The organism is Synechocystis sp. CACIAM 05 (assembly GCF_010222815.1).
Lineage (GTDB): Bacteria > Cyanobacteriota > Cyanobacteriia > Cyanobacteriales > Microcystaceae > Synechocystis.
Window position 1 is genome coordinate 265,822 of record NZ_CP019225.1, and the last position, 9,640, is coordinate 275,461.

10 protein-coding genes are annotated in these 9,640 nt (G+C 48.7%); 3 read left to right on the plus strand and 7 right to left on the minus strand.

Translation table 11 applies throughout. The annotated features are described in order from the left end of the window. Positions 1-162 precede the first annotated feature (162 nt). From BWK47_RS01285 to BWK47_RS01295, 3 genes are all read right to left on the minus strand, one after another. Positions 163-747 carry an HD domain-containing protein gene (locus BWK47_RS01285; protein WP_162327267.1) on the minus strand — a complete coding sequence of 195 codons (585 nt, stop codon included), beginning with the start codon at positions 745-747 and terminating at the stop codon, positions 163-165. 115 nt (positions 748-862) lie between these two features. After that, positions 863-2,041, minus strand: coding sequence for a 7,8-didemethyl-8-hydroxy-5-deazariboflavin synthase subunit CofH (gene cofH / locus BWK47_RS01290; RefSeq protein WP_162327268.1), 1,179 nt, complete (start codon positions 2,039-2,041; stop codon positions 863-865). A 126-nt stretch (positions 2,042-2,167) separates the two neighbouring features. After that, on the minus strand, positions 2,168-2,644 hold the full coding sequence (locus BWK47_RS01295) for a glyoxalase/bleomycin resistance/dioxygenase family protein (protein WP_010871457.1): 477 nt from the start codon (positions 2,642-2,644) through the stop codon (positions 2,168-2,170). Between the two features lie 145 nt (positions 2,645-2,789). Between BWK47_RS01295 and BWK47_RS01300 the strand changes: the two genes are divergently transcribed. Next, positions 2,790-4,703: a chromosome segregation ATPase gene (locus BWK47_RS01300; RefSeq protein ID WP_162327269.1), complete on the plus strand. Its 1,914-nt coding sequence runs from the start codon at positions 2,790-2,792 to the stop codon at positions 4,701-4,703. Positions 4,704-4,854: 151 nt separating this feature from the next. After that, complete coding sequence (locus BWK47_RS01305; protein WP_162327270.1) at positions 4,855-5,922, plus strand: hypothetical protein; 1,068 nt, start codon at positions 4,855-4,857, stop codon at positions 5,920-5,922. Here BWK47_RS01305 and BWK47_RS01310 read toward each other — a convergent pair. The 4 genes from BWK47_RS01310 to ubiE form a co-directional block, all read right to left on the minus strand. Beyond that, entirely contained in the window at positions 5,873-6,448 is a 576-nt protein-coding gene (locus BWK47_RS01310) for a DUF3611 family protein (protein WP_010871460.1), read from the minus strand. The two genes, BWK47_RS01305 and BWK47_RS01310, sit on opposite strands and share 50 nt — an antisense overlap. A 39-nt stretch (positions 6,449-6,487) precedes the next feature. Beyond that, positions 6,488-7,312, minus strand: a complete 825-nt coding sequence (locus tag BWK47_RS01315) for a biotin--[acetyl-CoA-carboxylase] ligase (RefSeq protein WP_162327271.1) — start codon at positions 7,310-7,312, stop codon at positions 6,488-6,490. Between the two features lie 18 nt (positions 7,313-7,330). After that, positions 7,331-7,804, minus strand: a complete 474-nt coding sequence (locus BWK47_RS01320) for a universal stress protein (RefSeq protein ID WP_204250446.1) — start codon at positions 7,802-7,804, stop codon at positions 7,331-7,333. Between the two features lie 63 nt (positions 7,805-7,867). After that, positions 7,868-8,587 (minus strand): bifunctional demethylmenaquinone methyltransferase/2-methoxy-6-polyprenyl-1,4-benzoquinol methylase UbiE, encoded by a 720-nt coding sequence (ubiE, locus tag BWK47_RS01325; protein ID WP_162327272.1) that lies wholly within the window; start codon positions 8,585-8,587, stop codon positions 7,868-7,870. A 192-nt stretch (positions 8,588-8,779) separates the two neighbouring features. Between ubiE and BWK47_RS01330 the strand changes: the two genes are divergently transcribed. After that, a partial coding sequence (locus BWK47_RS01330) for a PIN domain-containing protein (RefSeq protein WP_257793036.1) occupies positions 8,780-9,640 on the plus strand: 861 nt, incomplete at its 3' end.

Below are 9,640 nucleotides of genomic sequence, written 5' to 3' on the forward strand. Positions count from 1 at the left end.
ATTGTCAGGCGCTATATTCAAGAACAAGGAGATGAAAAGGAGAAGGCTCGTGTACAACAGATGACCCTTTTTCCTATCTAGATACCCCGCAGCTTGCTGCGATTGGGTTATTCATTTAGCCATTTTCATGATTCTTTATCTACAATACTTTTGTTAAAATTGTCACAACTTGCCATAGCGCCACCCATCGATGATATCAATCAACTCATTGGACCAAGCATTGGGATTACGGTCTTGGTAAATGCTCCAGAGAGACTGATAGTACCAGAGAATACCGGATTTACCCCGGTTAAACTTCTGCCAGATTTCATCTCCATGGCGACGTAGATCAATGGCGATGGTGCGGGCATTGTGGAGGGTATCTGCCAAGGAAATTTTCAGCACTGTTAGGGAAGCCTGACGCATTTTTTCCAAATGTTCTTGCTTTCGTTGTTCCCAGGGAGGCTTGGGTATTGTGGTACTGTCTGAACAGTCTCGGACTAAGGCCGCCACCGTTCGGCCAAATTGATTTTCGATCATGGCCAGGGTTTCCATGCCCCCTTGGTCTTCCACTGCATCATGGAGCAAAGCGGCGATCGCCTCATCTTCACTGCCTCCCATTTCCAATACCAGGGCTGTCACCCCCAACAAATGACTGACGTAGGGCACCCGGGAACCTTTGCGGCATTGTTCGGCGTGTAGTTGGTTGGCCAATACCAGAGCATCACCAAAGCGGGCAGTGAGAGGAGTAGGATTTGATCGATTCATGGAAATTACTAATGCCAATCTTGCTAATCCAGGTAAAGATCCGCTGTAGCTAACTCAAACAAAGGGAAGAGGAAGGTGGAAATTAGGTAATTACCTGCTTAAACTTCTTCAGGATTTATTTTAGTCCAATTTTATTTAAATTCGCGTTGAGATGTTCATAGAGGGTAGTGCGTTGTTGATAGGGGCGACCAGTGGAGATGATGGCATTCTGCAGTTGGGTGGCGGTCAGACAGGTTCCCCCTTTAGCCCCGGCCATGGTGGTGATGTGTTCTTCCATCAGGGTTCCGCCCAAATCATTACAGCCCCATTCCAAAGCGGTGGTGGCTCCCGTCAGCCCCAGTTTGACCCAGCTTGGTTGGTGATTGACAATCCATTTTCCCAAATATAAACGGGCGATCGCCATAATTTGCAGGGCTTGATTTAAATCCGGTTGGTCCCGACCGACCCTTTTCCTCAAGCTTGGAGGCGCTTTTTCCCCCACAAAGGGCAGGAGGATAAATTCGGTGATACTGGCGGTGTAACCTTGGGCTAGACTTGTTTGTTGCCTTTGGCGTAGGCGATCGAGGTGGGTAATAATCTCCTCTGGGGTTTCAACGTGCCCTGCCATGAGGGTACTGGTGGTGGGTAAACCTTGGCTATGGGCCAAACCAATGATCTCCAACCAAGTTTGACTATCAATTTTTTCCGGGCAAATAATACGCCTTACCCGGTCCACCAAAACTTCTGCTGCCGTGCCAGGGAGAGAATTTAATCCTGCAGATTTGAGAGCAATTAACACCTCACCGTAGGTCAAACCGTCCTGACGAGCGATAAATTGAATTTCCTGGGGAGAAAAACCGTGGAGATGGAGTTTGGGAAATTTTCCCTTAATGATTTCCACTAAGTTGACGTAATAAGCCAAGCTGGAACCGTTAATTTTCGCCTGGGGATTTAGCCCTCCCTGGAGACAAATTTCCGTTGCTCCTTGGGCCACTGCGTCCTTAGTTTTGTGAACGATTTCCAAGTCGGTTAACCAGTAGGCTCCCGTTTGTCCGTCATCCCGACGAAAAGCGCAAAAATTACAATGTTGCTCGCAAATATTGGTGAAATTAATGTTGCGATTGACCACATAGGTGACCGTTTCCCCTACCAATTTCCGCCGTAGGCGATCGCCGTATTGCCGGATCACCTCCCAACCTCCGGGATCATCACATTGCAAGAGTAGCAAACCCTGCTCAGGAGTCAAATCTTCCAGGGCCAGGGCTTGGGCGGCCAGTTCTTCAATCAGGGTAAGGTTGACGGTAGATAGCACCATTGGCCTGGGTTAGGGAAGGAAAGATGGGCGGTCTTCCACAGTGTAACCTCAGTTTTGCCCGATGCCTTTTTTCAAATTGGCGATCGCCTGGTTGGGCTCAACTTCAAGCCATTTTCTAAACAAGCCCTAACAATTTTCGTGGAGAATGAGACGATTTCCCGCTGGATCATAAAGATAGATTTCTCGCCCGTGGCTGGCATAGGTAATGTTGTTTTCAGCGATAGGGAGATGGAACTTACCAATGCTGGCGATCGCCGTGGGTAAATCAGCCACTTCTAAACAAAGGCTAAAGCCACTACGGTCAGAACAGGAAAATTCCTGGGCATGGTCTGGGTGGGGGGAAAAAATTGCCAATACCATCCCTGGCAACTGAAATTCACCATAACGTCCGGGGGAGTAGGGCTGGGGTTCTTGTTCCAGAAGAGATTGATAAAAAGCCACCACTTCAGCAAAATTAACAGCACCAATGGTGAGAAAAGCTTTTTTGCAGAAAACCATGGCGCTGTGCCCCATTGCTAACTTTAGGAGTACGGTTAACTTTGACCGGGTTGCCTCCTCAGAAAATGGCCGGGGCAAAGCAGTCTGACCCCAGCCTAGCGCCATCTCTGGGTTAAAATCCTCTCAGGTCAAGTAATGTTAAGATTGGCCAGAAAAAATGTGGTGCCAATTAGTAACTCGGTTTTGTTTGACCCTAGCTGGCGATCGCCTAGGTGGCCGTAGCTGACTAGTTTTTCCCCTGTAATTGCAGATGAATAAGACCTTTAACCTCCCTTTTGCCCGCTATTTCCAGTCTGGTCTGCCACTGCAACGGTTGCCCCTTCAGTTTTGGGCGATTTTTCTGATTTTGATGTCGGGGGGAATCGGTCTGGCTTCCACCAATTGGTTGTTGGTTTTGCCCAAAAGTCCCCAATGTAACCGGGTGTTTTGGCCGGTGGCTTCGGCGTCCATGCGGCTTTACTGTGCCCAGTTATCGGCGGAAGAAAAAACCGTTGATGGGCTGTTGCGGGCCATTAATCTTTTGGCAGCCTTGCCCAAGGATCATCCCCTGGCGGTGGAGGTGAACCGTAATATTGAAGCCTGGGCCACGGATTTATTGGATTTGGCCGAGGATTTTTTCCAAAAAGGACTACTGGAAGAGGCGATCGCCGCAGCGGAGAAAATTCCCGACCATGTGCAGGCCTACGACTTGGTGGAGGAAAGGATTGCCGCTTGGCGGGGCCTTTGGCAGGAAGGGGAAACCATCTATGGCGAAGTGGAAAATGATCTACGCAATTCCCGTTGGAATAGTGCCTTTCGCAATGCGGTGCGTTTGTTGAATCTGGATAACACCTTTTGGGCTACCACCAAATACGACCAAGCTATCCGCAATATTCAAATTGCCCAGGAGGAAAGTAGTAAATTAGACAATGCCTATCGCATTCTGCGCCGGGGAGGTACGGATAATTGGCTCAAGGCGATCGAAGATGCGGCCAAAATTCCCAAAGATAGCTACGCCTACCAAGAAGCGCAGAAATTAATCGCCCAAGCCGTGGATAAATTAACCGGCTCCATTGAAACCATGATTGAGGGTCAAGATTGGCAAACTTTGAACAGTACCCTGAGTCGTTTGCCCGAGTCTTACTTTCCCGCCCAAGATTTAAATGATTGGCAAATTCTCGCCACAGCTGGTTTGGAAGCTCAAATGGGCACAGTGGAAGGTTTAGGATTGGCCATTACCACCGCAGAAAAGTTGACGGATAGTAGTCGCCCCTACTATGCCCTCGCCCAGGAACTGGTGAAGGATTGGCGTCGAGAAGAAACTGCCCTGCAACAGTTGGCCCAGGCCCGCAATACTGCCGAAATTGGTACCGTCAGCGCCCTCAACCAGGCGATCGCCCAAGCCAAATTGATTACCCCGGATAACCCCCGTCATCAAGAAGCGGCCCGGGACATTGCCAACTGGACAGAGCGTATCCAAATTGATGAAGACCGGCCGATTTTGCGGCAGGCAAGGGAATTGGCTAATGGAGGCAATCTGGAACAGGCTATTCAGCAAGCGGAACGGATCGGCAGGGGCCGAGCCCTATATTCCGAAGCTCGCCAAAGCATTAACCAATGGCAGGGCACCATCCAGCGCCGCATTGACCAACCTATCCTCGACCAGGCGATCGCCTTAGCCAATGCCCAAAATTATGAAGCGGCCATTAGTACCGCCCGTCAAATAGAAGGAAACCGGGCCCTGTCCGGGGAAGCCCGTCTGCAAATTAGCCGTTGGCAAGCAGAAATTAACGCCCAAAACAACCTGAGGAGGGCCCAGGAATTGGCATCTTCCCGCACCGTGGATTCCCTTGGCCAGGCGGTGCAACTGATTCGCCAAGTCCCCCGTAGTAGCGATGTTGGTGGTCAAAGGTTGCAGTTGGTCAACAATTGGAGCTATCAAATTTTATCCCTAGCCCAGGAACAAGCCCAGTCTGGTAACTACCAGCAGGCTATCCGTGCCCTCCAGCAAATTCCGGCTGAAAGCGCCGCCTATAGCAGTGCCCAAAGCTTTTTGGAGGAATGGCGCAGTTTTAACCAACCTTCCCCGGTTCCCCTTACCCCCGTCGCTCCCCCTGCCCCTAGGGTTGAGTCTCCTTTGTCGACGGAATCAGAATTGCCTCCCCTGGAGAGTCCGCAAAATTAACCCCTGATAGGACTGTCTTAGCCCTATTTTGGGACGACCGACCAGGAAGATCTCCCCCTTGTGATAGCTTGGTAAGGCTTTGGCAATCATTGCTTTCCCTAAGCAGTTGCTCTGCTGTCCCCAAACATTAACCAGATTAAAGATTAGCCCTATGGTTGAGCTTGCGCCTTCCCCTGAAGCCATTACCGCCGCGCTGGAAATTCCCGCTGACATTAACTTTGCACTGCCCGATCCTGCGGACGAAGAGATCCAAGAGCACGAGTTTCAGCAACAGTTGGAGGATTTTTGGCAACTGTGTGAGCGCTTTGATCTGCAAACGGAAATCTGGCGGGGTCGCATTCTCCGGGCGGTGCGGGACCGGGAAAAAATTGGTGGTGAAGGTCGGGGCACTGGCTTTTTAAATTGGCTCAAGCAACGGGAAATTTCCAAAGCCCAGGCCTATGCCCTCATTCAACTGGCCAATAGTGCCGATACTTTAATCACTGAAGGACAATTAGACCCCAATTCCATCAACAATTTCAGCAAACGGGCCTTTGTGGAAACCGCTAAGGCTGATCCGGAGGTGCAAAAGTTGGTCAGTGATGCGGCCCATAACGGCGATCGCATTACCCGACGGGAAGTGAAGCAGTTGGCCGATGAGTGGACTGCCATGAGCTCGGAACTCTTGCCCGATGTGCTCAAGGAAAAAGCCACCGATGGCACCGTCTCCCCCCGACACTTAGCCCCCCTGGTGAAGGAACTAGAAAAAGTACCAGAAACCCATTTGCAAGCCCTCCAGGAAGAGGCGATCGCCTCCCCCGATGTGGACACGGTTAAATATCTCACCACTTCCGCCCGTAATTTGTCTAAATATTTGGATGCGGCGGCCAAGGTGCAAACCCTGAAAGCTTTTCCGCTGGATATGGAACTGGCTTTACAGGAAGCCCTACGGTTGGATTGCCTCAACACTGCGGCGGATTTGCTCAAACAGGCCACCCAACTGGAACAATCCGTGGGAAAACTGTTCACCACCTGGAAGCGTTTAGCTACTCTGTCCGATCGCCTCTATGTGGACACCGGGGCCAGTACTCCCAACCTGCGTTCCCTGTTGACGGCCATTGAAGGTCTCACCCAAGAAGTGATTGAAGTACCCCTGGACGAGGATGGCAACAACACAGTGCGTTTAAAAATTACTTGTTCAGACGGTCTAGCAACCACAGGGACGACAACAAACCAGTGAAGTGGGCAATGATGGTGTTGATGTTGGCCTGAATAGCGAGCAGATCCGTAGACTGAACAAAGCGGTTGGGGTCAGCGGCGGAGGCAAAGGTTCCCGGTGGTACACTGAGGGCTTTCCCCAACACAATGCCACTCATGGCCGCTCCCCCAATGATGGCGGTACCCATGCCCACTAAGTTGATGATTAAGCCAATGCGAATCAGTTTGAGAATATCTGCCCGGCGGGGATGCTTAGTAGCCTCCGAGTCCTTGAGGTTACGCCCTAAGCGACGGTAGCGAGTGGAAAAGAAAATGCCAAATCCCAACAGGACAATGGAAATAAAGGCTGAAAGGATACCCGCCTCAATACCCGTAGTGCGATTGGGGCCACTCAAACTAAAACCAGCAAACAAAAACGTGACGACGGAAAAAGCTCCCAAAACAATCTGTACCCAAAAGCCGATATTGCCCCAGGTGGTTAAGTCTACGGAGGCCCGCAAGGCGGCCTGGGGAATGGGATTGGCCAATTCGGTGTTGCGTCGGTTCATGGTGGGGGCATAGGCGTTGACTTGTCAGTATTTTAGCCGTTATCCGGCGTGATCGTAGCCCACACTGAAGGTGCCGGGGAGGATTATTTCCCGTCGTTGACCAATCAGCACCACCAATTCTCCCTGGGCGGTGACGGATTCAATTATGCCAACTCCCTGGGGTAGGGTGATTTCCCGGCCTCGATGGGCAAATAATTGGAGATAATCTACCAAAATGCCTGCAATGCCTTCTCTTTGGTAACGATGCCAACCAAGGGTGAGCCCCGCCAGGGTAATTTCAGCTAAATCCGTCAGACTGTTGATACTCCGGATCGATTCCGCCTTACAAAACGACTCCAGGGCAATGCCAGTGGCCGGTACGGGGTTAGTCCAGTTAATGCCCACCCCAATGATGGCAGCGGTGATTATGTCCCCATTGATTTTGCTTTCAGTTTTAATGCCAGCTAATTTTTTCCCCTTCAATAACAGGTCATTGGGCCATTTAAGCTGCACTGGAATGCTGTGCTGAACTAAAGCATGGGCAATCCCCCACGCACTCCATAAAACGAAATGGGAACTATTTTCCGTCGGTAAGTTAGTCTCTAGCCAAAGGGATAGGTACAATCCCCCCGCTGAGGACTGCCAACTCCGACCCCATTGCCCCCGGCCAGCAGTTTGTTCCCTGGCGATCGCCGCTAGGGGCGGGTGATAACCCTGATGTCGTAAATCCCAGAGTATTTGGTTGGTGGAGTCGGTACAGGCAGGGGCAATGACCTTTAAGCCAGAGATGATGTCCGGGCTGGCCAGGGATAGGGGTTGGCCATGGTCTTCTCGCCAAGCTTGATGGAGCCAATCCCTGTTCCCAGGGTCACTGATTTCCGCCATGGGAATTTTGCCCTGACCCTAGGGCACCACCAGCACTGGGCAGGGGGAAAGATTAATTACCCTAGCAGTAACACTTTCCGCCACTCCTTCGGTAGTGAGACCCAAACCCCGACAGCCCATCACGATTAAGTCAGCATTCACCTCATCGGCCACGTCACAGATGGTGAAAGAAGCCATGCCTTCCCGTTCAATGGTTTTGGTGGCAATGCCCTGTTGGGAAAAAACCGCCTGGGCCGCCTCCAGTAATTTAGCCACCGCTTCTGGGGAATCCATGCCATGGGCTTCGTGGTCTTGGCCGGGGGGATTTTTTTCCACCACTGACAGCAAAATTAACTGGCTTTGGTGGATTTTGACTAAATCCGCCACCATCTGGGCCGCATCCCTTGCTTCTCGGCTCCGGTCTAGGGGAAATAAAATGGTTTTGAACATAATGACACCTCCGCTACTCCTACCAATAGCGCGATTAGGCGATCGCCAGCAATTGATCGACATCAAATTTTACAGGCATTGTTCGATCGGTTCACCAACTTTTGGGAAATCAAACTAATTCTGTACCTATTTTTCCGCCACTAAAACCCCCATCAAACCAGCGGCGATGGGATAGTGGATAGCTTTGGCAAACCCGGCTTTTAGGGCAAGTTGTACTTGTTGAGAGCCGGTGGGAAAGCGGTCCAAACTGGGTTGCAGATAGGCGTACTCTTCAGTTAACCGCCATTGTTTGGCCATGGGCACCACCACATTGGCTAGGTACCAACGCTGAAAGTTGGCCACCAGAGCATTACTTGGTCGGTGAAAATCCAGGATGGCCACCTTCCTACTCGGTTTGAGCACCCGTTGCAACTCCGTCAGCGCTTGGGGAATATTACCCACATTGCGGAGGCCGTAACCCATGGTAGCTCCGTCAAATTCATTGTCAGGGAAGGGCAGGGCGAGGGCGTCTCCCTGCAGCCATTCCATCGGCAAATGAGGATATTTACTTTTATGTTTACCAGCGGCGATCGCCAATAATTCCGCACAAAAATCTAGCCCAACAACTTTTCCCCTAGTGCCCACCACTTTTGCCCCCTGGAAAGCTAAATCCCCGCTGCCACAACACACGTCCAAGAGGCGATCGCCAGGTAATACGCCGCTCCACTTCACCGCCATGGCCTTCCAAATATGGTGCTGGCCAAAACTCAAAAATGTGTTGAGGTCATCATACTGGGGCGCAATGCGGGCAAAAATTTGCCGTACATCTTCACCGCTGGGTTTGTTTGATGGAGAATTATTCGTCACTAAAAAATGATTGTCATTAGTTCAACAGACCATCTTAACAGAGAGAGCCAGGGGGCACTATATTTAGACCATTACAGGGACATTTATTGATGCAACGATAGTGTCTTTTTGTTATTTTATTAATTCTAATAGACTATCAATGCTCACAAAAAATAGGGAGCGCACATTAAGCTAAAATAGTTTTGGCTAGTTATGATATTCTTGTCCATAAGCAAAACGGAGCTTACTTTGAATTACGTTTTTTTAGACACCAACATACTAATAAGCTTGGGAATGAATCAATGGTCACTTATTCCAAAGATAGATAGGCTTATTGACCGTAAAAAAATAAAATTATTAGTGCCGAAAATATTAAAGGAGGAATGGAAAAGAAATAAATCAAAAATCTACAATCGACTGTATAAAAAAATTAATAATGCAAAAAATGATGCGAAAGAAAATTTACTATTTATACTTTCCATAGTCGATCTCATAAATGATGACAAACAAAAAAATCAAGACATTATTAAGATTATTTCTGACATTGATCCTGAAGCTTTAGCCACACAATTAAGCTCAAATTACTCCAATGGAATAGAAAAAATAATTGATCATGAAAATTCAATTCAGCTTGACATTTCAGATAAAAATAAAATATTTGCTGCCACTCATGCATTAGAAAAAAAGGCACCATTTCATAAGAATAACATGAGCATGGCGGACGCTTTAATGTTTTTTAATATTCTAGACTGGGCTGAAGAATACAAAATTCCTAAAATACTCTTTGTAAGTACGAACGTTAATGATTTTTCTCAAAATAAACAGGAAGATCGTGAAAGTCTTCACAGCGATTTACAGGCACTAGCAAAATTAAAAGAAATAGAAATTGATTATTTTATTAATATAGTTGAAGTTTTAAGAAATATTGAAGACTCAAATATCACCGAAAATGAAGTGATTATAGGGAAGACAGTTTCCAGAATTATTTTATTCAAAAATTATTTGAATCATTCCCTTGATCAAACAACAATTAATCAAGTTAAATTGGAGATAGAGAAACTAGAAAAACAATTA

Bases quoted from the DNA above. Each gene is read 5' to 3' on its own strand.
- BWK47_RS01295 (WP_010871457.1), bottom strand. From the start codon at position 2,644: ATGGCGCTAGGCTGGGGTCAGACTGCTTTGCCCCGGCCATTTTCTGAG.
- BWK47_RS01285 (WP_162327267.1), bottom strand. From the start codon at position 747: ATGAATCGATCAAATCCTACTCCTCTCACTGCCCGCTTTGGTGATGCT.
- BWK47_RS01305 (WP_162327270.1), top strand. From the start codon at position 4,855: ATGGTTGAGCTTGCGCCTTCCCCTGAAGCCATTACCGCCGCGCTGGAA.
- BWK47_RS01300 (WP_162327269.1), top strand. From the start codon at position 2,790: ATGAATAAGACCTTTAACCTCCCTTTTGCCCGCTATTTCCAGTCTGGT.
- BWK47_RS01310 (WP_010871460.1), bottom strand. From the start codon at position 6,448: ATGAACCGACGCAACACCGAATTGGCCAATCCCATTCCCCAGGCCGCC.
- BWK47_RS01320 (WP_204250446.1), bottom strand. From the start codon at position 7,804: ATGTCGATCAATTGCTGGCGATCGCCTAATCGCGCTATTGGTAGGAGT.
- cofH (WP_162327268.1), bottom strand. From the start codon at position 2,041: ATGGTGCTATCTACCGTCAACCTTACCCTGATTGAAGAACTGGCCGCC.
- BWK47_RS01315 (WP_162327271.1), bottom strand. From the start codon at position 7,312: ATGGCGGAAATCAGTGACCCTGGGAACAGGGATTGGCTCCATCAAGCT.